This window comes from Pseudomonas sp. LjRoot71 (assembly GCF_964253255.1).
Taxonomy (GTDB): domain Bacteria; phylum Pseudomonadota; class Gammaproteobacteria; order Pseudomonadales; family Pseudomonadaceae; genus Aquipseudomonas.
Genome location: NZ_CAXURA020000001.1, coordinates 2465908 through 2488355, shown reverse-complemented (window position 1 = coordinate 2488355; position 22448 = coordinate 2465908). Strand labels below are relative to the sequence as shown.

The 22448-nt window shown below is 61.6% G+C and carries 24 protein-coding genes; 13 read left to right on the top strand and 11 right to left on the bottom strand.

The features are described 5' to 3' along the window. Window positions 1-97 precede the first annotated feature (97 nt). Window positions 98-586, top strand: a complete 489-nt coding sequence (locus ACSQ17_RS11840; RefSeq protein WP_233683249.1) for an Lrp/AsnC ligand binding domain-containing protein — start codon at window positions 98-100, stop codon at window positions 584-586. Window positions 587-643: 57 nt separating this feature from the next. On the opposite strand, the gene ACSQ17_RS11835 is transcribed toward ACSQ17_RS11840, so the two are convergent. Next, entirely contained in the window at window positions 644-997 is a 354-nt protein-coding gene (locus tag ACSQ17_RS11835; protein WP_233683248.1) for a YkgJ family cysteine cluster protein, read from the bottom strand. A gap of 174 nt (window positions 998-1171) precedes the next feature. Here ACSQ17_RS11835 and ACSQ17_RS11830 point away from each other — a divergent pair, with 174 nt between their 5' ends. Continuing rightward, the gene (locus ACSQ17_RS11830; protein WP_436068760.1) at window positions 1172-2485 is read left to right on the top strand and encodes an NAD(P)/FAD-dependent oxidoreductase; all 1314 of its coding nucleotides are present in this window, start codon (window positions 1172-1174) and stop codon (window positions 2483-2485) included. Window positions 2486-2527: 42 nt separating this feature from the next. Here the strand turns inward: ACSQ17_RS11830 and ACSQ17_RS11825 are convergent, their stop codons facing one another. Then, window positions 2528-2773 (bottom strand): DUF1127 domain-containing protein, encoded by a 246-nt coding sequence (locus tag ACSQ17_RS11825; protein WP_436070465.1) that lies wholly within the window; start codon window positions 2771-2773, stop codon window positions 2528-2530. A gap of 182 nt (window positions 2774-2955) precedes the next feature. On the opposite strand from ACSQ17_RS11825, the gene ACSQ17_RS11820 reads away from it, so the two are divergent. Beyond that, window positions 2956-4413 carry a PLP-dependent aminotransferase family protein gene (locus ACSQ17_RS11820; protein WP_436068759.1) on the top strand — a complete coding sequence of 486 codons (1458 nt, stop codon included), beginning with the start codon at window positions 2956-2958 and terminating at the stop codon, window positions 4411-4413. On the opposite strand, the gene ACSQ17_RS11815 is transcribed toward ACSQ17_RS11820, so the two are convergent. Together ACSQ17_RS11815 and ACSQ17_RS11810 are read right to left on the bottom strand one after the other, a co-directional pair. Beyond that, window positions 4403-5551, bottom strand: a complete 1149-nt coding sequence (locus ACSQ17_RS11815) for an MFS transporter (protein WP_436068758.1) — start codon at window positions 5549-5551, stop codon at window positions 4403-4405. The two genes, ACSQ17_RS11820 and ACSQ17_RS11815, sit on opposite strands and share 11 nt — an antisense overlap. A 239-nt stretch (window positions 5552-5790) precedes the next feature. Next, window positions 5791-7284, bottom strand: a complete 1494-nt coding sequence (locus ACSQ17_RS11810) for an aldehyde dehydrogenase (RefSeq protein WP_436068757.1) — start codon at window positions 7282-7284, stop codon at window positions 5791-5793. A 264-nt stretch (window positions 7285-7548) separates the two neighbouring features. Between ACSQ17_RS11810 and ACSQ17_RS11805 the strand changes: the two genes are divergently transcribed. Continuing rightward, window positions 7549-7914, top strand: coding sequence for a cupin domain-containing protein (locus ACSQ17_RS11805; protein WP_436068756.1), 366 nt, complete (start codon window positions 7549-7551; stop codon window positions 7912-7914). Between the two features lie 198 nt (window positions 7915-8112). Here ACSQ17_RS11805 and rpmG read toward each other — a convergent pair whose 3' ends face one another. Both rpmG and rpmB read right to left on the bottom strand, forming a co-directional pair. Further along, entirely contained in the window at window positions 8113-8268 is a 156-nt protein-coding gene (rpmG, locus tag ACSQ17_RS11800) for a 50S ribosomal protein L33 (RefSeq protein ID WP_007894709.1), read from the bottom strand. 10 nt (window positions 8269-8278) lie between these two features. After that, window positions 8279-8515: a 50S ribosomal protein L28 gene (gene rpmB / locus ACSQ17_RS11795; RefSeq protein WP_233683241.1), complete on the bottom strand. Its 237-nt coding sequence runs from the start codon at window positions 8513-8515 to the stop codon at window positions 8279-8281. A 350-nt stretch (window positions 8516-8865) separates the two neighbouring features. Between rpmB and ACSQ17_RS11790 the strand changes: the two genes are divergently transcribed. After that, window positions 8866-10455, top strand: a complete 1590-nt coding sequence (locus ACSQ17_RS11790) for an ABC transporter substrate-binding protein (RefSeq protein ID WP_436068755.1) — start codon at window positions 8866-8868, stop codon at window positions 10453-10455. An 18-nt stretch (window positions 10456-10473) separates the two neighbouring features. Here ACSQ17_RS11790 and radC read toward each other — a convergent pair whose 3' ends face one another. Beyond that, window positions 10474-11148, bottom strand: coding sequence for a RadC family protein (gene radC, locus ACSQ17_RS11785; RefSeq protein WP_436068754.1), 675 nt, complete (start codon window positions 11146-11148; stop codon window positions 10474-10476). 190 nt (window positions 11149-11338) lie between these two features. Between radC and coaBC the strand changes: the two genes are divergently transcribed. The 5 genes from coaBC (at window position 11339) to ACSQ17_RS11760 (ending at window position 17187) form a co-directional block, all read left to right on the top strand. Then, the gene (gene coaBC, locus ACSQ17_RS11780; protein WP_436068753.1) at window positions 11339-12547 is read left to right on the top strand and encodes a bifunctional phosphopantothenoylcysteine decarboxylase/phosphopantothenate--cysteine ligase CoaBC; all 1209 of its coding nucleotides are present in this window, start codon (window positions 11339-11341) and stop codon (window positions 12545-12547) included. A 29-nt stretch (window positions 12548-12576) separates the two neighbouring features. After that, window positions 12577-13032, top strand: a complete 456-nt coding sequence (dut, locus tag ACSQ17_RS11775) for a dUTP diphosphatase (RefSeq protein ID WP_436068752.1) — start codon at window positions 12577-12579, stop codon at window positions 13030-13032. Window positions 13033-14249: 1217 nt separating this feature from the next. After that, the gene (gene algC / locus ACSQ17_RS11770; RefSeq protein WP_436070464.1) at window positions 14250-15671 is read left to right on the top strand and encodes a phosphomannomutase/phosphoglucomutase; all 1422 of its coding nucleotides are present in this window, start codon (window positions 14250-14252) and stop codon (window positions 15669-15671) included. A gap of 31 nt (window positions 15672-15702) precedes the next feature. Continuing rightward, on the top strand, window positions 15703-16608 hold the full coding sequence (gene argB, locus ACSQ17_RS11765; protein WP_436068751.1) for an acetylglutamate kinase: 906 nt from the start codon (window positions 15703-15705) through the stop codon (window positions 16606-16608). Window positions 16609-16740: 132 nt separating this feature from the next. Continuing rightward, a complete protein-coding gene (locus tag ACSQ17_RS11760; RefSeq protein ID WP_436068750.1) occupies window positions 16741-17187 on the top strand; it encodes an acyl-CoA thioesterase in 447 nt (148 codons plus the stop codon). Between the two features lie 10 nt (window positions 17188-17197). On the opposite strand, the gene ACSQ17_RS11755 is transcribed toward ACSQ17_RS11760, so the two are convergent. Then, window positions 17198-17791, bottom strand: coding sequence for a DUF4124 domain-containing protein (locus tag ACSQ17_RS11755; RefSeq protein ID WP_436068749.1), 594 nt, complete (start codon window positions 17789-17791; stop codon window positions 17198-17200). A gap of 23 nt (window positions 17792-17814) precedes the next feature. Further along, complete coding sequence (gene pyrE / locus ACSQ17_RS11750) at window positions 17815-18456, bottom strand: orotate phosphoribosyltransferase (RefSeq protein WP_436068748.1); 642 nt, start codon at window positions 18454-18456, stop codon at window positions 17815-17817. Between the two features lie 93 nt (window positions 18457-18549). Here pyrE and ACSQ17_RS11745 point away from each other — a divergent pair, with 93 nt between their 5' ends. Next, window positions 18550-19329 carry an exodeoxyribonuclease III gene (locus tag ACSQ17_RS11745; protein WP_436068747.1) on the top strand — a complete coding sequence of 260 codons (780 nt, stop codon included), beginning with the start codon at window positions 18550-18552 and terminating at the stop codon, window positions 19327-19329. Between the two features lie 60 nt (window positions 19330-19389). On the opposite strand, the gene ACSQ17_RS11740 is transcribed toward ACSQ17_RS11745, so the two are convergent. Together ACSQ17_RS11740 and rph are read right to left on the bottom strand one after the other, a co-directional pair. Beyond that, a complete protein-coding gene (locus ACSQ17_RS11740; protein WP_424484109.1) occupies window positions 19390-19761 on the bottom strand; it encodes a DUF4870 domain-containing protein in 372 nt (123 codons plus the stop codon). A 40-nt stretch (window positions 19762-19801) separates the two neighbouring features. Next, window positions 19802-20524 carry a ribonuclease PH gene (rph, locus tag ACSQ17_RS11735; RefSeq protein WP_436068746.1) on the bottom strand — a complete coding sequence of 241 codons (723 nt, stop codon included), beginning with the start codon at window positions 20522-20524 and terminating at the stop codon, window positions 19802-19804. A gap of 270 nt (window positions 20525-20794) precedes the next feature. On the opposite strand from rph, the gene ACSQ17_RS11730 reads away from it, so the two are divergent. Next, window positions 20795-21658, top strand: coding sequence for a YicC/YloC family endoribonuclease (locus ACSQ17_RS11730; protein ID WP_436068745.1), 864 nt, complete (start codon window positions 20795-20797; stop codon window positions 21656-21658). A gap of 49 nt (window positions 21659-21707) precedes the next feature. Then, window positions 21708-22328, top strand: a complete 621-nt coding sequence (gmk, locus tag ACSQ17_RS11725) for a guanylate kinase (RefSeq protein WP_436068744.1) — start codon at window positions 21708-21710, stop codon at window positions 22326-22328. The last annotated feature ends 120 nt before the right edge of the window (window positions 22329-22448 follow it).

Below are 22448 nucleotides of genomic sequence, written 5' to 3'. Positions count from 1 at the left end.
CAGTATAGGAAGAGATCACCAGTGCTTTTCACTATATAAATAGCTATATTTGGCGACAAATCTTGGCAATATCGCCTTATATAGAGGTGTATCCACCATGCGCACCCAGCATCAAAGCCGTCGCGAACTGGACAAGATCGACCGCAATATCCTGCGTATCCTGCAGGAAGATGGGCGCATCAGCTTTACCGAGCTGGGCGAGCGAGTCGGTCTGTCGACCACCCCCTGCACCGAACGCGTCCGCCGTCTGGAGCGCGAAGGCATCATCATGGGCTACAACGCCCGGCTCAATCCGCAGCAACTCAAGGCCAGCCTGTTGGTGTTTGTCGAGATCAGTCTGGACTACAAGTCCGGCGACACTTTCGAGGAATTCCGCCGCGCTGTGCTGAAGCTGCCGCACGTGCTGGAGTGCCACCTGGTGTCCGGTGACTTCGATTACCTGGTGAAGGCGCGGATCAATGAGATGGCCAGCTACCGCAAGCTGCTCGGCGACATCCTGCTCAAGCTGCCGCACGTGCGCGAGTCGAAGTCGTACATCGTCATGGAAGAAGTGAAAGAGAGCCTCAGCCTGCCAATCGCGGAGTAGACCGTAGGGTGCACCGTGCGCACCACAGTGATTGCCCCGCGGTGCGCACAGCGCACCCTAAACCAATACTTGGCGGGTGGTAGCGATCAGCCGATGCACCTGCCTTTCCACTGCCGGCTCGGTCAGTTGCTCCGGCCCTTGGCCGCGCGGGCACGGCAGACTGGACGTGGTGCCGAACAGGCGGCAGATCAGCGGGCGTTGGTCATACACCGTGCACCCTTGCGGGCCGAGGTGTACGCAGTTGTACTCAGCCAGCGCAGCGTCGTGCTCGGCATCGCTCTTCACCGGCAGCCGCGCCATTTCCTCGGATGACGCGGTGACCGGGCCACAGCAATCGTGACAACCCGGCACGCAGGCGAAACTGGGAATCTGCAAACGCAGCTGGTCGATCTTGCGGCTGGTGCAACTCATGGGCGTGATCCTGAAACACAGGCCGGCATAGTAACCGCGCCAGAGTTGAAGCGCGGCAAGGACCGGGGCTAACCGACGAAAATCCGCTTATTTCGCGATTGCCTCTTGGCGTTTGGCAAATCCCACGCTTATGCTTCGTAAAATTTTCCAAACACAATAATCAGGATTCCACACATGAACGCCCGCGTTCACCAGCCGGTTCACAGCAGCCAGCACGCCAACTCCTATTACGCCGCCAGCGCCAATCGCCAACTCGACTATCCCGCTCTGGGCGGTGAGTTACGCGCCGATGTGTGCATCGTCGGTGGTGGTTTTTCCGGCCTTAATACGGCCATTGAGCTGGCGCAAAAAGGCCTCTCGGTAGTGCTGCTGGAAGCGCACAAGATTGGCTGGGGCGCCAGCGGGCGCAACGGCGGCCAGCTGATTCGCGGCGTCGGCCATGGTGTGGAGCAATTTGAATCGGTGATTGGCGCACAAGGCGTGCGCGAACTGAAACTGATGGGCCTGGAAGCGGTGGAAATCGTCCGCCAGCGTATCGAGCAGTTCAACATCAATTGCGACCTGACCTGGGGCTACTGCGACCTGGCCAACAAACCCAGCCATCTCGACGACTTCGCCGAGGACATGGCCGAACTCAAGCAGCTGGGCTATCGCCATGAAATGCGCCTGCTGCAACCGGAGCAGATGCATGAAGTGGTCGGCTCTAATCGCTATGTCGGCGGCATGATCGACATGGGTTCCGGCCACCTGCACCCGCTCAACCTGGCCCTCGGCGAAGCCGCCGCAGCGCAGAGCCTGGGCGTGCAACTGTTCGAGAACTCGTCAGTGACGCGCATCGACTACGGCAGCGAGGTCAAGGTGCACACCGCTCAGGGCGTGGTGCGCGCCGCCACCCTGGTGCTCGGCTGCAACGCTTACCTGAATGGCCTGAACAGCAACCTGGGCGGCAAGGTGCTACCCGCCGGCAGCTACGTGATTGCCACCGAACCGCTGTCCGAAGCCGAAGCGCGGGCGATTATTCCGCAGAATATGGCGCTGTGTGACCAGCGCGTGGCCCTGGATTACTACCGCCTGTCCGCCGACCGCCGCCTGCTGTTTGGCGGCGCCTGCCACTATTCCGGTCGCGATCCTGCGGACATCGCCGGTTATATGCGACCGAAAATGCTGGAAGTCTTCCCGCACCTGAAAGACGTGAAGATCGACTATCAGTGGGGCGGCATGATCGGCATTGGTGCCAACCGCCTGCCGCAGATCGGCCGCCTCAAGGAACAGCCCAACGTCTATTACGCTCAGGCCTACTCGGGCCATGGCGTCAACGCCACGCACCTGGCCGGCAAGCTACTCGGCGAGGCCATCGCTGGTCAGGCCAGCAGCGGCTTCGACCTGTTCGCCAAAGTGCCGCACATGACCTTCCCTGGCGGCAAACACCTGCGCTCGCCACTGCTGGCCCTGGGTATGCTCTGGCACCGGATGAAAGAGCTGGTCTGACGTACTACGCAGCAGGCCACAACGGCCTGCTGCGCACTCCCCTCACAGCTTCCAGAACGGCAGCAGCGCCTCGCGCAGGGCCTGCTCGCGGCTCAGACCGATGTCCTTGAGCTGTTCATCGTTCAGCCTCAGCAGCGCCCGACGAGTCGTCAGCCGCACCCAGAATGCGCTCCAGCGGCGTACAGCTGGCTTTGTCGCACCCGCTTGAGCATACAGATGCCTGCCCGTGGCCTCCTGCTGCAGCTCGCCTGATTTCATTGTCAGCCTGACATCACTCAACCCGTTCATCGCCTGCTCCTGCTCGTAAGCCTGATGGGAGAGCATGATGAGTGACACGGGAAAAGCATGACAGATTCAAAAATATACTTTTAAATCCATACAGATTTCCGAAACCAGACTCTGAATGGTGGATTTATCACCTATCTGTACTGGCTTGGTGCGGCATACAGAGATATTGCGAGGCAACTGTTATGACGCTTTACGTCAATCTGGCCGAATTGCTCGGCGCCCGTATCGAGCAGGGCCTGTATCGCCCCGGTGATCGCTTGCCCTCCGTGCGCGCCCTCAGCCTGGAACACGGCGTCAGCCTGAGTACCGTGCAGCAGGCTTACCGCCACCTGGAGGATCAGGGCCTGGCAACGCCCAAGCCCAAGTCTGGCTACTTTGTGCCCCAGGCGCGCCAGCAGCCGGCGCTGCCGATGGTCAGCCGCGCCGCCCAGCGCCCGGTGGATATTTCGCAGTGGGACCAGGTGCTCGAACTGATCAGCCGGCCGCCAGGCGGTGACGTGCTGCAACTGGGGCGCGGCATGCCGGATATCAGCAGCCCAACCTTGAAACCGCTGCTGCGCACCCTGTCACGCATGAGCCGCCGCCAGGAGGTCAAGGAGCTGAGCTATGGCAGCCTGTATGGTGACCCTGGCCTGCGCGCACAACTGTCACGGCTGATGCTCGATTCCGGCTGCCAGATCGCCATTGAAGAGATCGTCACCACCACCGGCTGCCACGAAGCCCTGTCCGTGGCGATTCGCGCGGTGTGCGAGCCAGGCGACATCGTGGCCGTCGATTCTCCGAGCTTTCATGGCGTGATGCAGGCACTCAAGGGCTACGGCATGAAGGCCCTGGAACTGCCCACCGACCCGCTCACCGGCATCAGCCTGGAAGCCTTGGAACTTGCACTGGAGCAATGGCCGATCAAGGCCATCCAGCTCACCCCCAACTGCAACAACCCGCTCGGCTACATCATGCCGGAGGCCAACAAGCGCGCCCTGCTGGCCCTGGCGCAGCGCTATGACGTGGCCATTATCGAGGATGACGTCTACGGCGAGCTGGCCTACAGCTACCCACGCCCGCGCAGTATCAAATCATTCGACGAGGACGGTCGCGTGCTGTTCTGCAGCTCATTTTCCAAGACCCTGGCTCCCGGCCTGCGGGCCGGCTGGATCGCCCCGGGCCGCTACCTGCAACAGGTGCTGCACCTCAAATACATGAGCACCGGCATGGCCGCACAGCTGCCACAACTGGCCCTGGCCGAGTACATCGCCAGCGGTCATTACGAACCACACCTACGCCGCATGCGCAGCCAGTACGCGCGCAATCGCGACTGCATGATCGACTGGGTCAGCCGCTACTTCCCCACCGGCACGCGGGTCAGCCGGCCCCAGGGCGGCTTTATGCTGTGGCTGGAGCTGCCGCAGGGCTTTGACAGCCAGCGCCTGAACCGCGCACTGCTGCCACATAAAATCCAGATCGCCCCCGGCAGCATCTTTTCCGCCGCCGGCAAATACCGCAATTGCCTGCGCATCAACTACGCCGGCCAACCCACCCCAGCACTTGAACAGGCGATTCGCCAGGTCGGCGAATGCGTGGCCGCGCTGCTCGCCGAGCAACAGCTCGTGCACCACAGCGCAGAGGCTGCGGTCACGCCTTGATGGTCGCCGCCTCACTGAATGCACCGCGCTGAAACGCCAACCAGACAAACAGCGCCGCGCCAATCGCCATCAGGATCGGCAGCGCATGACCGCTGACCCACTGGCTCGCCGCGCCCGTCGACAGCGGCCCAAGCAGGCAACCCGCGCCCCAGAGCAGAGCGATATGCGAGTTGGCCCGCACCAGCGCATCGTCACGGTAGCGCTGGCCGACCAGAATCAGCGACAGGGTGTACAGGCCGCCCGCGCTGGCGCCAAACAGCACCAGCACCACCCAGATCAGCGGCGTGTGCAGCAAGGACGGAATGCTCAGGCTCGACAGCAGCAATACCACCCCACAGCAGCGGAATAGCGTCTGCCGTGGCACACGGTCGGCCATCCAGCCAATCGGCAACTGCAGCGCCGCATCGCCCACCACCACCGCACTGACCATGATCAACGCCAACTGCTGGGCAAAGCCTTCGCGCACCAGGTACACCGGCAACAGGGTCAGCACCATGGCTTCGAACCCGGCAAACAGCACAACCGCCCAGGCAATCGCCGGTGAGGATCGACAAAACGCCAGAATGCCGCGCCCAGACGCACTCTGCGCATCGACCTTGGGCGCGCCATCGCGGCCCAACAGCAGCAAGCTACCGCCCACCAACAGCGCGGCGGAGCACCAGAAGCCGCGGTCACTGTCGGTGCCCAGCAGAGTCAACAGCAGCGGCCCACACAGCTGACTAAGCGCGAATCCGGTGCCGTACAACGCCACCAGACGGCCACGCAAGCGATCCTCGACCAGCTGATTGATCCAGCTTTCGCCGAGCACAAATACCACGGTCAAGGAGATGCCAATCAGCAGGCGCAGCAACAGCCACAGCGGATAGCTCGGCATCACGCTCAGCAACGCCACCGAGGCGGCACTGGCCAGCAAGCACAGGCGCAGGGTCTGCGGCGTGCCGAACCAGCCGGCCAGGTGGCCCGTAAGACGCGCCCCTACCAGCACGCCAACGGCCGGCATACCGGCCATCACGCCAATGGCAAAGGGGCCATAACCCCAGGACTCAAGGCGAAACGACACCAGCGGCAGCGTCACGCCCAGCGCCAACCCGACGATCACCACCGCCGCACTGACGGCGAAATAGGTCATCCAATTCATTTTTCTCACTCCATTCCCTGGCTCGCTCGGCACCCGCTGCACAGATGCAAAACGGCCGGGCTCCATGGGAACCCGGCCGAAAATGGGTTTAGTGGCGCCAACCCAATCAATCAAGAGCTACGGGACTAAGACCAGGCAAGGCGCCCCGGAGCTTTTAAGCGGAGCGTACTGCAGTACGTGAGCATTAAAAGCGAGGACGCAACGCAGCATGGTCGACGGCCCGAAGGTCGGCGGGAGCGTTACAGCTTGATCCAGGTCGCCTTAATCTCGGTGTACTTGTCAAAGGCATGCAGCGACTTGTCGCGACCGTTACCGGACTGCTTGAAGCCACCGAACGGTGCGGTCATATCGCCGCCGTCGTACTGATTGACCCACATGCTGCCAACGCGCAGCGCCTTGGCCGCCAGGTGCGCCTTGGACAGGTTGCTGGTCCAGATGGCGGCCGCCAGACCATAGATGCTGTCGTTGGCAATCGCGATAGCTTCTTCAGTGCTGTCGAACGGAATAACCGTCAGTACCGGGCCGAAGATCTCTTCCTGCGCGATGCGCATGGCGTTGTGTGCGTCATCGAAGATGGTCGGCTCAACATACTGGCCACCGGTTTCTTCCAGGGTGCGCTTGCCGCCGCAAAGCAGTTTGGCCTGGTCCTTGTGGCCGGCGTCGATATAGCCAAGCACGGCATTCAGGTGGCCAGCGTCGACCAGTGCGCCGACCTTGGTGTCCGGGTCCAGTGCGTGACCGGCTTTCCAGCCCTGCATGGCTTCCAGCACCATCGGCATGAAGGTGTCCTTGATCGAGCGCTCCACCAGCAAGCGCGAGCCGGCGGTGCACATCTCGCCCTGGTTGAAGCAGATCGCTGCTGCGGCCGCTTCGGCCGCAGCCTTGAGGTCCGGCGCGTCGGCGAAGACGATGTTGGCGCTCTTGCCGCCGGCCTCCAGCCAGACGCGCTTCATGTTCGATTCGCCGGCATAGATCATCAGCTGCTTGGCGATCTTGGTCGATCCGGTGAACACCAGGGTGTCGACGTCCATATGCAGGGCCAGCGCCTTGCCGACGGTATGACCGTAGCCTGGCAGTACGTTAAGCACACCCGCCGGGATACCGGCATCCAGCGCCAGCTGGGCCATACGCAGGGCGGTGAGCGGGGATTTCTCGGACGGTTTGACGATCACCGAGTTGCCGGTAGCCAGCGCCGGGCCGAGCTTCCATGCAGTCATGATCATCGGGAAGTTCCACGGCACGATGGCCGCCACCACGCCGACCGGCTCACGGGTCACCAGACCCAGCTCGTCATGCGGCGTCGCCGCCACTTCGTCATAGATCTTGTCGACTGCTTCGCCACTCCAGCGAATGGCGCGGGAGGCACCCGGTACGTCGACACCCAGGGCGTCGCTGATCGGCTTGCCCATGTCGAGGGTTTCCAGCAGGGCCAGCTCTTCAGCGTGCTGATCCATCAGGTCGGCAAAACGGATCATGATGCGCTTGCGCTGCGCCGGCGCCATGCGCGACCAGACGCCGGACTCGAAGGTAGCGCGGGCATCCGCGACAGCCAGCTCGGCATCGGCCAGATCACAGCTGGCCACCAGGCCGAGCAGACGCCCGTCGACCGGGCTGATGCACTCGAAAGTAGCCCCGGAGACGGCGGCACGGTACTCGCCATGAACAAAGGCGCGGCCTTCGATCTTCAGGTTCTTGGCGCGCTGCTCCCAGTCGGCACGAGTCAGGCTAGTCATTGCTACATCCTCTATCGCTAGTAAAGCGCCGCAGGTCGGCCGCACGCGCTGTCAATTATTTTGCATGGGCCGCAAGAACCTGCCTGCTTACCCAATCCTGCCGGCAACACTAAACCAGAGGCCTGCACACTTCCAATATTTTTTACAAAAACCCGCAAAGCCGCCTTGTTATGTGTGCTTTATTAAACATAGACTGCGAAAACTTCCACCCCGACCGACAACAGCCTGGCCAGAACAGGCGCACATCCCCAACCGGACCCGCTTATGAACATCGAACAGATCGTCGACTTCGCCACCGCCACCACCGCCCCGGAGCACTATCGCCCAGCGGCGGAGAAAGTCCTCAAGGGTGACCCCGAGCAAAGTGTGCGCAACCACTACGGCAGCCCATGCGGGCAGTTCAATGCGGGCATCTGGGAAGGTGACATCGGCCACTGGACCATCAACTACACCGAACACGAGTACTGCGAGATTCTGCAAGGCGTCTCGGTACTGCGCGACAAGGATGGCAAAGCCAAAACCCTGCGCGCTGGCGACCGCTTCGTGATCCCGGCCGGTTTCTCCGGCACCTGGGAAGTGCTGGAACCCTGCCGCAAGGTCTATGTGATCTTCGAGCAAGCCAGCAACTGATCGCTATTCATGCGTCATCCTTCGCCCGCCTTGCGCGGGCTTTTTATTGCCTGGGTTTCCCAGCGGCCAGGCGCAGACCATCGTCATGCAACGCTCAAAAAGCCCCATCCATCTCTACCAACGAGCTGCTGAGGCCAAATGCCGGGCAAGAAAAAGCCCGCCATGTAGGCGGGCTTTTTCGGCAAGGAGCCAGATCAATTACTTGATCTTGCCTTCCTTGTAGATCACGTGCTTACGCACAACCGGATCGAATTTTTTGATTTCGATTTTGTCCGGAGTGGTGCGCTTGTTTTTGTCGGTAGTGTAGAAGTGACCAGTACCGGCACTCGAGATCAAACGGATCAATTCACGCATGACTTTCCCCTTAAACCTTTTCGCCGCGAGCGCGCAGCTCGGACAGAACCACGTCAATACCACGCTTGTCGATTACACGCATGCCTTTGGCAGAAACGCGCAGACGAACGAAACGGTTCTCAGACTCGACCCAGAAGCGGTGATGCTGCAGGTTCGGCAGGAAACGACGACGGGTTTTGTTGTTTGCGTGGGAAATGTTATTCCCGGTTACCGGACCCTTACCGGTAACTTGACAGACTCTCGACATGCCTCAGCCCTCTAAAACCACATGCCCAACCCGGCATGGGTTGGCCGCTTAAACTCAATGTCATTGGCGCTCAGCGCCGCGTATCTCGAGGGTCTTACCGGCCGTACCTGAAAGCGCAAGAACCGGGCCCCTACAAAAGAGCGCTGCTTTATACCAGAAACCCCCCAGTGCAACAAGGTTAAACGCACTTTAGCGGGTAAACAGTCGACCAGCTTTTCCGCGACCAGGCCAGGCACCAGCAGGGCCGACACCGATCGACCGCTCGTCGCCAAGATTGATTGCCCTTCCGTCAAGTAATGGCCTAGGGTAAGGCCTTCGCCCGTGCGCCACATCAATTTCAGGAGTTTGCCATGCGCCTTGCCGCTCTACCGCTGCTGCTTGCCCCGTTACTGGCTCCCGCCTTGGCCTCGGCCAGCACGCTTAGCGTATGCAGCGAAGCCAGCCCGGATGGTTTCGATGTGGTGCAGTACAACTCATTGACCACTACCAACGCCTCGGCTGACGTATTGATGAACCGCCTGGTGGATTTCGATGCCACCAGCGGCACATTGCAGCCAAGCCTGGCGCAGGCCTGGGAGGTCAGCGCGGACGGCCTGAGCTACAGCTTCACATTGCGTCCGGACGTGCAGTTTCATCAAACCGACTACTTCAGCCCCAGCCGCCCCCTGACGGCTGACGACGTGCTGTTCAGCTTTCAACGCATGCTCGACCCGACTCACCCCTGGCACAAGGTCGCCGCCAGCGGTTATCCCCACGCACAGTCGATGCAACTGCCAAGCCTGATCAAATCCATCGACAAGACCGGCGAGCACAGCCTGCGCTTTACCCTCAATCGCCCTGACGCCACCTTCCTCGCCACGCTGAGCATGGGCTTCGCGTCGATCTACTCCGCTGAATATGCCGCCCAACTGTTGGCCGCCGGCACGCCGCAGCAACTCAACAGCCAGCCGATCGGCACCGGCCCGTTCGTCTTCAAGCGCTTCCAGAAGGACGCCAGCGTGCGCTACAGCGCCAACCCGAGCTACTTCGCTGGCAAGCCTGCGGTGGACAACCTGATCTTCGCGATTACCCCGGATGCCAACGTGCGCTTGCAGAAGCTGCGCCGTGGCGAATGCCATATCGCCCTGTCACCGAAACCGCAGGATGTGCAGGCCATCAGCGGCGACAGTTCGTTGCAGAGTGCTCACACCGCTGCCTTTATGACCGCGTTCGTCGGCATCAACAGCCAGCACCCACCACTCGACCAGCCGGCTGTACGCCAAGCGATCAACCTGGCGTTCGATAAAGCCAGCTACCTCAAGGCCGTATTCGAGAACAGCGCCGAAGCGGCCAACGGCCCCTACCCGCCGAATACCTGGAGCTACGCCAGCGACCTGCCTGGCTACCCGTACAACCCGGAGAAAGCACGCGAACTGCTGAAATCTGCCGGCCTGGCCGATGGCTTCAGCACCACCATCTGGACCCGCCCCAGCGGCAGCGTACTCAACCCCAACCCGAGCTTGGGCGCACAACTGCTGCAGGCCGACCTCGCCAAGGTCGGCATCAAAGCGGAAATCCGCGTCATTGAATGGGGCGAGCTGATTCGCCGCGCCAAGGCTGGCGAGCATGACCTGCTGTTTATGGGCTGGGCCGGCGACAACGGTGACCCGGACAACTTCCTCACCCCGCAATTTGCCTGCGCCTCACTTGAATCCGGGCTGAACTTCGCGCGTTATTGTGACCCGCAGCTGGACAAGCTGATCGCCGACGGCAAAAGCACCAGCGACCAGACACAGCGCAGCCAGTTGTATAAAGAGGCGCAGCGGATCATTCAGCAGCAGGCGCTGTGGCTACCGCTGGCCCACCCGACGGCCTACGCCCTGATGCGTAAACAGGTCGAGGGTTACCAGGTCAGTCCGTTCGGCCGCCAGGACTTCTCCAAGGTGCGCCTGACCCGCTGACGACACCCACGTCTAGCGCTACAGCCAACCGTACTCGGCCATCGACAACGGCTCGCCATCGCCAACGATAAAGTGGTCGAGTACGCGCACATCGACCAACTCCAGCGCTTCTTTCAGGCGGCGGGTCAGCACCCGATCCGCCTGGCTGGGTTCGGCGACACCGGACGGATGGTTATGCGTCAGGATCAACGCCGCCGCGTTATGCGCAAGGGCTCGCTTAACCACCTGCCGGGGATAAACGCTGGCACTGTCGATGGAACCATGAAACAGCGCTTCGAACGCCAGCACGCGGTGCTTGGCATCGAGAAACAGGCAGCCGAACACCTCATGCGGCTCATGCCGTAGCAGTGCCTTCAGGTAATCACGCACGGCTTGCGGGCTTTCCAGCGCCGAATCGCGGCGCAGCTGCTCAGCCAGATGCCGACGTGCCATCTCCAGCACCGCCTGCAATTGAGCGAATTTAGCTGGCCCCAGCCCCAGGCGCTGACTGAACGACGGCAGATCAGCCTGCAACAGAGCGCGCAAGCTACCGAAATCCCGCAGAAGATGCCGCGCCAGGTCGACCGCACTCTGCCCAGCCACCCCGGTGCGCAGGAAAATCGCTAACAGTTCGGCATCGGTCAGGGTGACGGCACCCTGAGCCAGAAGTTTTTCCCGCGGGCGCTCGGCCGCCGGCCAATCACGAATACTCATCACACCTCCATGTGTGCTAAAAGGCGCGACAACGCGCCACGCCAGCGCGCGCAAAGCCAAGCCAGGCAAGCACTTGGCAGCGCTACTCGCATACAACCCTTGTGCTATCGTAGCCCAACTTTTGCGCGGCGACCGGCCTGGGGAGGTGTCGGCGTCGCGGTGTATATCCATCTCTATAAAAGGCAGGCCTATGCAGCGGCTGTATCGGAAACGCATCATTGTTGGCGTAGGCGGCGGTATTGCCGCGTATAAAAGTGCCGAGCTGATTCGCCGACTCAAGGACCAGGACGCCGACGTGCGCGTGGTCATGACCAAGGGCGGTCGTGAATTCATCACCCCGCTGACCCTCCAGGCCCTCTCCGGGCATCCGGTGCACCTCGACCTGCTTGACCCCGAAGCCGAAGCCGCCATGGGCCATATCGAACTGGCGCGCTGGGCTGACCTGGTGCTGATTGCCCCGGCCACCGCCGACCTGATGGCACGTTTGGCCCAGGGCGTGGCCGATGACCTGCTGACCACCCTGGTACTGGCCACCGACGCGCCTGTTGCATTGGCACCGGCGATGAACCAGGCCATGTGGCGCGACCCGGCGACCCAGGCCAACGCCGCGCTACTGAGCCAGCGTGGCCTGCACCTGTTCGGACCGGCTGCCGGCAGCCAGGCCTGCGGCGATGTCGGCCTGGGCCGCATGCTCGAAGCCGAGCAGCTGGTGCAATGCGCCGCCGACTGCTTCCAGCATCAGGCGCTGACCGGCAAGCACGTACTGATCACCGCCGGGCCGACCCAGGAAAACATCGACCCGGTGCGCTATATCACCAACCACAGCTCCGGCAAGATGGGCTTTGCTCTGGCCGAAGCGGCCGCCGAAGCCGGCGCCAAAGTCACCCTGATCAGCGGCCCAGTGCACCTGCCAACGCCCGAGCGCGTCACCCGCATCAACGTCACCAGCGCCCGCGATATGCTCGCCGCCTGCGAAGCCGCGATGCCTTGTGATCTGCTGATCGCGGCCGCTGCCGTGGCCGATTACCGCCCGGAAGTGGTCGCCCAGCACAAATTGAAAAAAGACCCTACCAGTGGCGACGGCCTGCTCCTGCAAATGGTGCGTAACCCGGATATTCTCGCCACCCTGGCGGGGCGTAGCGACCGGCCGTTCAGCGTCGGCTTTGCCGCCGAAACCGAGAACCTGCTGGAGTACGCCTCGCGCAAGCTACGCGACAAGAACCTCGACCTGATCGTCGCCAACGATGTGGCCAACCCCAGCATCGGTTTCAACAGCGAAGAAAATGCCATCACCATCATCGACCGTGAGCTTCAGCAAAGCAGCTTCGCCCAGACCAGCAAAAGCAAGATTGCTCGCCAGTTGGTGAGCTTTATCGCCGAACGCCTGGCTCGCAATTAACACCCAATTCACCGACCACAGAGCCTGATATGCACGCCTTACAAGCCAAGATCCTCGACCCGCGCCTGGGCAACGAATTCCCCCTGCCGCAGTACGCCACTCCTGGCTCTGCCGGTCTCGACCTGCGCGCCATGCTCAAAGAGGAGCTAGTGCTCGAACCCGGGCAAACCGTGCTGATCCCTACAGGCTTGTCGATCTACATTGGCGATCCGGGCCTGGCAGCACTGATCCTGCCGCGCTCGGGGCTGGGCCATAAACACGGCATCGTGCTCGGCAATCTGGTTGGCCTGATCGACTCGGATTACCAGGGCGAGCTGATGGTGTCCTGCTGGAACCGTGGCCAAACGCCTTTCACCATCGCCATTGGCGAACGTATCGCGCAACTGATGCTGGTACCAGTGGTGCAGGCGCATTTCGAACTGGTCGAGCAGTTCGACGAAACCCAACGCGGTGCGGGCGGTTTCGGCCACTCCGGCAGCCACTGATTGCCCTAATCTGATTTCAGGATGAATTGCCGAGGAGACGCTGCATGAAACTCTTCAAGCGCACTGCCAAGGACGCTGACGCCGTCACCGCCAGCGCCCAACTGGCCAGCGGCACAGTCGAACCGAAAGCGGCCAAATCCAGCCTCAACAGCTTGCTGCCAGGACTGGCTGCGGCCGTGATCGGCATTGCCCTGGGCGGCGCGCTGCTCTGGCTGGGCCCGCTCAACAGCGCCAACCAGCAGCAATTGCAGCAGCTCAGTCAAGCCTGGGGCGGCGGCCAGGCGGCCGTCATGCAGAAAGCCCTGCAGCAGCTCAGCGCCGACACTCAAGCCGCCGCGCGCAATCCACAGCTGCTGCAAGCCCTGCAAAGTCAGGACATTGCCCAGGTGCGCGCCGCCGAGCGCAACCTCACCTACTGGCACGGCGTAGTCGATGCGCACCTCAATGGTCGCGGCCAGGCCGTGCAGGACATGAGCCGCAGCGCCCCGATGAATTTTGCCGCCCTGGACATGCTGCGCCGCGCAGAAAACGGCCAGACACCGGCACCGGAAGCCTACAAGGTGGGCCAGCGCTGGCTGGTTTACAGCGCCGCGCCGCTGCGCCTGAGTGAAGGCGAACCCCTGCACGGCACCCTGCTGCTGGCCGTCGATCTGGAGCGCCTGCTCGCCAGCCTGCCGGTCATGCCGGCCGAAGTCGGGCAAATCCAGTTGATCCAGCAGTTCAACAACACCGCCGCCCAGGTGCTCGTACAACGCGGCCAGGCCGTGGGCAACGCGCAGTCATTCAGCACTGGCAACCCCAACTGGAGCATCAGCTTCACCCCCGGCCCGTCACTCACCGGCTCCGTGCTGTCACCACTGCTGCTCGGCATTGCCGGGCTGCTGGCGCTGGTCGGTGCATTGATCGGCCTGTACCTGGTACAGAGCAGCCTGCAGCGCCACCTGCATGCCGACGTGCTGCAACTGGGCCAGATGCTCAAGGAGCTGTCCGCCGGCAAGGCCGTCAAAGCCTTCAGCCTGAGACTGCCCGCCCTGGATATCCTCGCGCAGAACCTGGCGCGCATGCCGCGCCGCGCCAGCGAGCCCGCGCCTGGCAATACGGCGGCCACCAGCCCGGAACGGCCCAGCGCCATGCCTGCGCCGGCCGCGCCCATGGTTGATCCGCTGTTTCAGGACACCGACATCCTCGATATCGACATCCTCGACGAAGATCAGGACCTGCTCGGCCTCGACGAACCCACACCAGCCCCTGTACAGGCGAAAGCGCCCAAGCTGCCAGCCGACATCTTCCGCGCCTATGACATTCGTGGCGTGGTCGGCCGCACCCTGAACGCTGAAAGCGCTTACTGGATCGGCCGCGCCATCGGTTCGCAGAGCATCGCCCAGGGTGAGCCAAACATCGCCGTCGGCCGTGATGGCCGCCTGTCCGGCCCGCAACTGACCCAACAACTGATCCAGGGCCTGCTCGATTGCGGCTGCCAGGTCAGCGATGTCGGCATGGTGCCCACCCCGGTGGTGTATTACGCCGCCCATGTGCTGGCCGGCAAATCAGCGGTGATGCTCACCGGCAGCCACAATCCGGCGGACTACAACGGTTTCAAGGTCGTCATTGCCGGCGATACCCTGGCCAACCAGCAGATCCAGGCCTTGAAAACCCGCATCGACAACAACGACCTGCTCAGCGGCGTCGGCACGGTCGAACAGGTCGACGTGCTCGAGCGCTACTTCAAGCAGATCCGTGATGACATCGCCATGGCCAAGCCGATGCGTGTGGTGGTCGACTGCGGCAATGGCGTGGCCGGCGTGATTGCGCCGAAACTGATCGAATCACTGGGTTGCTCGGTCATTCCGCTGTACTGCGACGTTGACGGCAATTTCCCCAACCACCATCCCGACCCCGGCAAACCGGAAAACCTCGCGGACCTGATCGCCAAGGTCAAAGCAGAAAAAGCCGACCTCGGCCTGGCTTTCGACGGCGACGGCGACCGTGTTGGCGTGGTGACCAACGCCGGCACCATCGTCTACCCAGATCGCCTGCTGATGCTGTTCGCCAAGGACGTGGTATCGCGCAACCCCGGCGCCGACATCATCTTTGACGTCAAATGCACCCGCCGCCTGACCCCGCTGATCAGCGGCTATGGCGGACGTCCGGTGATGTGGAAAACCGGCCACTCGCTGATCAAGAAGAAGATGAAGGAAACCGGCGCGCTGCTGGCCGGCGAAATGAGCGGGCATATTTTCTTCCAGGAACGCTGGTTCGGCTTCGATGACGGCATCTACGCCGCCGCCCGCCTGCTGGAGATCCTCAGCCAGGACCGCCGCGACGCCGAACACGTGTTCAGTGCCTTCCCCAATGACATCGCCACCCCGGAGATCAACATCCCGGTCACCGAGCAGAGCAAGTTCAGCATCATCGAACGCCTGCAGCGCGATGGCGTATGGGGCGAAGGCAATATCACCAACCTCGATGGCGTGCGCGTCGACTACCCCAAAGGCTGGGGCCTGGTACGCGCCTCCAACACCACACCGGTACTGGTGCTGCGCTTCGAGGCCGAAACCGAACAGGAACTCGAACGCATCAAGGAAGTCTTCCGTGCACAGCTGTACAGCACGGTCCCGGACCTCGACCTGCCGTTCTGACTGATTAGCCAACCCTCTACTGGAGCCCTGCATGACCCTCGACCGTGATGCCGCCACCAACGTCGCCAAAGTACTCTCCGAAGCGCTGCCGTATATCCGCCGCTTCGTTGGCAAAACCCTGGTGATCAAATACGGCGGCAACGCCATGGAGAGCGAAGAACTCAAGCAGGGCTTCGCCCGCGATATCGTGCTGATGAAGGCCGTGGGCATCAACCCGGTGGTGGTACACGGTGGCGGCCCGCAAATCGGCGACCTGCTCAAGCGTTTGAGCATTGAAAGCCACTTTATCGACGGCATGCGCGTCACCGACACCGCGACCATGGACGTGGTGGAAATGGTCCTTGGCGGCCAGGTCAACAAAAGCATCGTCAACCTGATCAACCAACACGGCGGCAGCGCCATCGGCCTGACCGGCAAGGATGCCGAGCTGATCCGTGCGAAAAAGCTCAAGGTCAGCCGCCAGACACCAGAAATGACCCAGCCGGAAATCATCGATATCGGCCATGTCGGCGAAGTCACCGGGGTTAACACCGACTTGCTGAACATGCTGGTGCAGGGCGATTTCATCCCGGTGATCGCGCCGATTGGCGTCGGCCCGGACGGCGAGTCCTACAACATCAACGCCGACCTGGTCGCCGGCAAGGTCGCCGAAGCGCTGAAAGCCGAGAAGCTGATGCTGCTGACCAACATCGCCGGTCTGATGGACAAGCAAGGCCAGGTGCTTACCGGCCTGACCACCGAACAGGTCGATGGCCTGATCGCTGACGGCACCATTTACGGCGGCATGCTGCCGAAGATCCGTTGCGCCCTGGAAGCGGTGCAAGGCGGTGTGACCAGCGCGCACATCATCGACGGCCGCGTACCGAATGCCGTGCTGCTGGAAATCTTTACCGACAGCGGCGTGGGCACGCTGATCTGCAACCGCAAGCGTCACTGAGCCCACCTGCAATACGAATCAGCCGGGTAATCCTGGCTGATTCAGCCGCCTGATAGCCTGCTGCAACCCTTGCAGCAGGCTGCCGCAACACCGAAGCTCAGGGGCTCAGCCCTGCACGCCGAGGTGTACTGCATGACCACAGCCCTTTCCCGCGACGCCTTCAGCTTCTTCCACACCCTGCGCGTGCGCTGGGCCGAAGTCGATCCACAAAGCATCGTGTTCAACGGCCATTACCTGACCTACGCCGATGTCGCCATCACCGAGTATTTCCGTGCCCTGGGCATCCGTTATCCAGAGGATCTAAGCAGCGATGGCGGCGATTTCTTCGCCATCAAGACCGTGCTGGAGTACCTGGCCCCGGCACGTTTCGATGACCCGTTGCAGATCGGCATTCGCGTCGCCCGCCTGGGACGCTCCAGCCTGAGCTTTGCCATGGGTATCTGGCGCGACGAGCAAGCGCTAACCAGTGGCGAAGTGATTTACGTGCACGCAGACAGCGCCAGCCGCACTAGCAGTCCGCTACCAGCATGGCTGAGAGAAAAGATTCTGGCTTTTGAACGCTGCGCACCGCAGCAATAGCTGTCGCAACCTACTGGCGGCGGCCCAGTAGCTCCTTGAGACGCTCGCCGTCGGCATTGAAGCTGGTATCAGCCTCCTTGCGCGCGGCCTGATAGCGCACGATGTCGCCCTTGAGGCGCTCTTGCTCGGCCTTCTGGTTGTCGATCTGCGCCAGCAAATGCGCGGGCACCGCACGCCCCGCACGCTCATGGTCAGCCGCCTGGCTTTGCAGGTTGGCCTGCTGGGTACGCACCGATTGCAGGTTGCTGCGCGCCACACCAATCAGGCCATCAAGCTCGGCCAGCTTGCGCTGACGCGCGCGCTCAACGTCGTCCGGCGTGCTGTACAGACGCAGCAATTGTGCATCGGAACTGGCACGGGCCTTATCAGCGAGGATACGCTTCATCTCCTCGGCGCTGGGGGCTGGCGGAATCACCTGGATCACCCGGCCCTGGTCATTCAGCACTTCGTAACCCTTGCTGATGTGCTCCGGCGGTACCCCCTGACGGCTGAGCACCGTGGTGCCCTTGTCATCGACATAGCGATACAGCTCGGCCGCACCCGCCACAACCGGCAGCAGTAGGCCTAGCAACAGCGAACAGCAGGTCAGGGCAGGTCTATGCATCGATGCAGCACCTTATCGGCAGGTTAGATTCCGTATTCGGCGCGGTACGCTTGTACCGTCGGCAGATACTGCTTGAGTTCAGCATCCTCTGCCAGATATTCCAGTACCTGTTCGAGTGACACAATGCTCACCACCGGCATACCGTAGTCACGCTCGACTTCCTGAATCGCCGACAACTCGCCTTTGCCGCGTTCCTGGCGGTTCAGTGCAATCAGCACACCCGCGGCCTGAGCACCCTGTGCCTGGATGATCTGCATTACTTCGCGAATCGCCGTGCCGGCGGTAATCACGTCATCGATGATCAGCACGCGGCCAGCCAGCGGCGCGCCTACCAGGGTGCCGCCTTCGCCATGATCCTTGGCTTCCTTGCGGTTGAAGCACCAGGGCACATCACGCTGGTGGTGCTCGGCCAGGGCCACGGCGGTGGTCGCTGCCAGCGGGATACCTTTATAAGCGGGGCCAAACAGCACGTCGAAGTCGATACCGCTGTCGACCACGGCCGCCGCATAGAAACGCCCAAGTTGGGCCAGGGCCAAGCCGCTGTCGAACAATCCGGCATTAAAGAAATAAGGGCTGATACGCCCGGATTTCAGGGTGAACTGACCAAAGCGCAGAACCCCACGCTCGATGGCAAAACGGATGAAATCGCGTTGATACGCTTGCATGAAAAAGCCCCGGACAGCACGGATTTGCTAGGTAATTTAGCTAATAGAGGTGAGCTCGGGTATCATACACGCACGTGATTTTGGGGGCCATTTATGCGGATCATCAGTGTGAACGTGAATGGTATTCATGCGGCAGTCGAGCGCGGTTTGCTCAGTTGGCTGCAAGCACAGAATGCCGACGTCATCTGCCTGCAGGACACCCGCGCCTCCGCCTTTGAACTGGACGACCAAGCCCTCCAACTGGATGGCTATTTCCTCTATGCCTGCGATGCAGAAGTGCCCAACCAAGGTGGCGTGGCGCTGTATTCGCGGTTGCAACCCAAGGCGGTAATCAGCGGCCTCGGCTTTGAAATGGCCGATCGCTATGGGCGCTACCTGCAGGCCGATTTCGACAAAGTAAGTATTGCCACCATGCTGATGCCTTCGGGCCAGAACGGTGACGAGAGCTTGAATCAGAAATTCAAGTTTATGGACGACTTCACCCATTATTTGGACAAGCAGCGCCGCAAGCGCCGCGAGTACATCTATTGCGGCTCGTTTTACGTGGCGCATCAGAAGCTCGACGTGAAGAACTGGCGCGACTGCCAGCAATCACCGGGCTTTCTTGCCCCGGAACGCGCCTGGCTGGATGAAGTGATTGGCACCATGGGCTATGTCGATGCGCTGCGCGAAGTCAGCCGCGAAGGCGATCAGTTCAGTTGGTGGCCGGACAGCGAGCAGGCCGAGCTGCTCAACCTCGGTTACCGCTTTGACTATCAGCTGCTCACGCCCGGCATGCGCCGCAGCATCCGCAGCGCCCGCCTGCCGCGTCAGCCACGCTTCTCGCAGCACGCGCCGCTGATCGTTGACTACGACTGGACGCTCAGCGTATAGCCTGATCTGCAGACAATAAAAAGCCGGCATTTAGCCGGCTTTTTATTGTCTGCACAGCGCTTATTTCACCAAGCGCCAGGCAAAGGGATAACGATACGCCTGGCCTTCATTGGCCTTGATCCCGCCAATAATGGTCAACACCAGCGCCGCGATGCTGACCAGCACCAGCAGCGGGAAGCCCACCACCACAACCATCAACAGGAAGCACAGCAGCGCGGCCAGCGCGACGCTGATCTGGAAGTTCAGCGCCTCCTTGCCCTGGGCATCGACGAACGGGTCGAGGTCCTTCTTGATCTGCCAGACGATCAACGGCCCAAGCAGGTTGCCGAAGGGAATCACCAAGCCGAGAAACGCGGCGAAGTGGCAGAACATCGCCCACTGACGGGCTTCAGGACCGGGAACCGGCTGTGGCGCTTGGGACTCGTCGCTCATGGTGCTTCTCCTTGCGTGATGGGCTTTTAATACAGCTCAATCAGTCAGCCAGAGCCGCTTGTTGCAGCTCGAACAGCTCAGCCATGCCTTTCTGCGCCAACGCCAGCATAGCGTTCAGCTCGGCCGGCTGGAATGGTGCGCCTTCAGCGGTGCCCTGGACTTCGATAAAACCACCGGCACTGGTCATCACCACGTTGAGATCGGTCTCGGCGGCGGAATCTTCCAGGTAATCCAGATCCAGCACCGGCTCGCCCTGATACATGCCCACCGACACGGCGGCAATCATCTGCTTCAGCGGATCACCACCCTTCAGGCCGCCACGTTTCTTGATCACTTTCAGCGCATCAATCACCGCCACCATGGCACCGGTGATCGACGCGGTACGGGTGCCGCCGTCAGCCTGGATCACGTCGCAATCGACGTACAGGGTGTTCTCACCCAGCTTGCTCATATCCAGTGCAGCGCGCAGCGAACGGCCAATCAGGCGCTGGATTTCCAGGGTGCGACCGCCTTGCTTGCCACGGCTGGCTTCACGCTGGTTACGGTCGCCGGTGGCACGCGGCAGCATGCCGTATTCGGCGGTCAGCCAGCCCTGCCCCTGGCCTTTGAGGAAACGCGGAACGCCCGACTCGACACTGACCGTGCAAATCACTTTGGTATCGCCAAACTCCACCAGCACCGAACCCTCGGCATGCTTGGTGTAGTTGCGGGTGATGCGAATCGAGCGCAACTGATCGGCGGCGCGGCCACTGGGACGTTTCATCTAGGAATTCCTGCTCTGAATAAAAAATCTGCCCGCCATTATAGGGCGCTAAGCCTGCGGCGGCATGCCGAATTGGGAGCGGCCGCCGCACTACGCTACAATCGTGCGCCTTTATCCATGAAAATCGCGTAACGACGCCTCCTTGTTTCCTTCGTCCCCGAGAGGGTGGCGCGCAGCACCGGATAAGAGTGATGGGCAGTCGCACCGATTTTTTACTGCATGCCATTGCTGGCATACCCATTCGTTCCGACTTTTCGCGAGGTTCGCCCCATGATCCACAGCATGACTGCCTTCGCCCGTGCCGAGCAGGTGGGTGCCAACGGCACCTTGAGCTGGGAACTGCGCTCGGTCAACCATCGCTACCTGGAGCCTCATCTGCGCCTGCCGGAAGCCTTCCGCGACCTCGAAGGCGCGGTGCGCGAAGCGCTGCGCAATGGCCTGTCGCGCGGCAAAGTCGAATGCACCCTGCGTTTTAGTGACGACAATGCCGGCAAGGCCCTGCAGGTTGACCTGGAGCGCGCCGCACAACTGATCGCCGCCGCCGAAAGCGTGGCCGGCTTGATCAAGCAGCCGGCTGCACTCAACCCGCTGGAAGTACTTGGCTGGCCTGGCGTGCTGGTGGCCGACGCGGCCGACCCGCAAGCGTTGAATCAGAGCGCCCTGAGCCTGTTTACCCAAGCCCTGAACGAGCTGAAAAACGGCCGTGAACGCGAAGGCAGTGAGCTGGCCAAACTGCTTAATGAACGGCTCGACAGCATCCTCGAACAGGTTGTCGCCCTGCGCGAACTGGTACCGCAGATGCTCGCCGGACAACGGCAGAAAATTCTCGACCGCTGCGTCGAGATGCAGGCCGAGCTCGACCCGCAACGCCTGGAGCAGGAGCTTGTTCTACTGGCGCAGAAAAGTGATGTCGCCGAAGAACTGGATCGCCTCAGCACCCACGTCAACGAAGTACGCCGTGTGTTGAAAACCGGTGGCCAGGCTGGTCGCCGCCTGGATTTCCTGATGCAGGAACTCAACCGCGAAGCCAATACCCTCGGCTCCAAGGCCTTCGACACCCGCAGCACCAATGCTGCGGTCAACCTCAAGGTGTTGATCGAGCAGATGCGCGAACAAGTGCAGAACATCGAATAAGCCAGACCGCTACTGCTACTCTTCGAACAACGCGTTTCAGGATTGATCCATGAGCACAACCACCGGCACCCTGTACATCATTTCCGCCCCCTCCGGCGCGGGCAAGACCAGCCTGGTCAAGGCGCTGATCGACAGCGAGGCGCAGATTCGTGTGTCGGTCTCGCACACCACCCGCGCCATGCGCCCGGGCGAGGTGGACGGGGTGAACTACCACTTCGTCAGCCGCGAACAGTTCCACGCGATGCTCGACAAAACCGCGTTTCTTGAGCATGCCGAAGTCTTCGGCAACCTCTACGGTACCTCGCAGGACTGGGTCAAACAGACCCTAATCGACGGTTTCGACCTGATTCTGGAGATCGACTGGCAGGGCGCGCAGCAGGTCCGTCGACTGATGCCGGAAGCCAAATCCATCTTCATCCTGCCACCAACCCAGGAAGCCCTGCGCCACCGCCTGACCAACCGTGGCCAGGACAGCGGCGAAATCATCGAGCGGCGCATGCGTGAAGCGGTCAGTGAGATGAGCCATTACGTCGAGTACGACTACCTGCTGATCAACGATGACTTCGCCCATGCCTTGAGCGACCTGAAGGCCATCTTCCGCGCCAATCAACTGTTGCAAGCCCCGCAACAGCAGCGCCACAGTGGTCTGCTTAGCGAGCTGCTGGTCTGACGCGGGAAGCACTGAACAAATCAGTGCTTCCCTAAATGCTGGTGATTTTTTAGACTATTCAGTCCGCTCGCCCATTTGGGCGACGTTTTTTCGCTCTTAATTTTGTCGCAACGAGGAATA

What these genes read in the sequence shown, in the direction of transcription:
- ACSQ17_RS11840 (WP_233683249.1), top strand. Translation starts at nt 98, where the DNA reads ATGCGCACCCAGCATCAAAGCCGTCGCGAACTGGACAAGATCGACCGC.
- ACSQ17_RS11835 (WP_233683248.1), bottom strand. Translation starts at nt 997, where the DNA reads ATGAGTTGCACCAGCCGCAAGATCGACCAGCTGCGTTTGCAGATTCCC.
- ACSQ17_RS11830 (WP_436068760.1), top strand. Translation starts at nt 1,172, where the DNA reads ATGAACGCCCGCGTTCACCAGCCGGTTCACAGCAGCCAGCACGCCAAC.
- ACSQ17_RS11825 (WP_436070465.1), bottom strand. Translation starts at nt 2,773, where the DNA reads ATGAACGGGTTGAGTGATGTCAGGCTGACAATGAAATCAGGCGAGCTG.
- ACSQ17_RS11820 (WP_436068759.1), top strand. Translation starts at nt 2,956, where the DNA reads ATGACGCTTTACGTCAATCTGGCCGAATTGCTCGGCGCCCGTATCGAG.
- ACSQ17_RS11815 (WP_436068758.1), bottom strand. Translation starts at nt 5,551, where the DNA reads ATGAATTGGATGACCTATTTCGCCGTCAGTGCGGCGGTGGTGATCGTC.
- ACSQ17_RS11810 (WP_436068757.1), bottom strand. Translation starts at nt 7,284, where the DNA reads ATGACTAGCCTGACTCGTGCCGACTGGGAGCAGCGCGCCAAGAACCTG.
- ACSQ17_RS11805 (WP_436068756.1), top strand. Translation starts at nt 7,549, where the DNA reads ATGAACATCGAACAGATCGTCGACTTCGCCACCGCCACCACCGCCCCG.
- rpmG (WP_007894709.1), bottom strand. Translation starts at nt 8,268, where the DNA reads ATGCGTGAATTGATCCGTTTGATCTCGAGTGCCGGTACTGGTCACTTC.
- rpmB (WP_233683241.1), bottom strand. Translation starts at nt 8,515, where the DNA reads ATGTCGAGAGTCTGTCAAGTTACCGGTAAGGGTCCGGTAACCGGGAAT.
- ACSQ17_RS11790 (WP_436068755.1), top strand. Translation starts at nt 8,866, where the DNA reads ATGCGCCTTGCCGCTCTACCGCTGCTGCTTGCCCCGTTACTGGCTCCC.
- radC (WP_436068754.1), bottom strand. Translation starts at nt 11,148, where the DNA reads ATGAGTATTCGTGATTGGCCGGCGGCCGAGCGCCCGCGGGAAAAACTT.
- coaBC (WP_436068753.1), top strand. Translation starts at nt 11,339, where the DNA reads ATGCAGCGGCTGTATCGGAAACGCATCATTGTTGGCGTAGGCGGCGGT.
- dut (WP_436068752.1), top strand. Translation starts at nt 12,577, where the DNA reads ATGCACGCCTTACAAGCCAAGATCCTCGACCCGCGCCTGGGCAACGAA.
- argB (WP_436068751.1), top strand. Translation starts at nt 15,703, where the DNA reads ATGACCCTCGACCGTGATGCCGCCACCAACGTCGCCAAAGTACTCTCC.
- ACSQ17_RS11760 (WP_436068750.1), top strand. Translation starts at nt 16,741, where the DNA reads ATGACCACAGCCCTTTCCCGCGACGCCTTCAGCTTCTTCCACACCCTG.
- ACSQ17_RS11755 (WP_436068749.1), bottom strand. Translation starts at nt 17,791, where the DNA reads ATGCATAGACCTGCCCTGACCTGCTGTTCGCTGTTGCTAGGCCTACTG.
- pyrE (WP_436068748.1), bottom strand. Translation starts at nt 18,456, where the DNA reads ATGCAAGCGTATCAACGCGATTTCATCCGTTTTGCCATCGAGCGTGGG.
- ACSQ17_RS11745 (WP_436068747.1), top strand. Translation starts at nt 18,550, where the DNA reads ATGCGGATCATCAGTGTGAACGTGAATGGTATTCATGCGGCAGTCGAG.
- ACSQ17_RS11740 (WP_424484109.1), bottom strand. Translation starts at nt 19,761, where the DNA reads ATGAGCGACGAGTCCCAAGCGCCACAGCCGGTTCCCGGTCCTGAAGCC.
- rph (WP_436068746.1), bottom strand. Translation starts at nt 20,524, where the DNA reads ATGAAACGTCCCAGTGGCCGCGCCGCCGATCAGTTGCGCTCGATTCGC.
- ACSQ17_RS11730 (WP_436068745.1), top strand. Translation starts at nt 20,795, where the DNA reads ATGATCCACAGCATGACTGCCTTCGCCCGTGCCGAGCAGGTGGGTGCC.
- gmk (WP_436068744.1), top strand. Translation starts at nt 21,708, where the DNA reads ATGAGCACAACCACCGGCACCCTGTACATCATTTCCGCCCCCTCCGGC.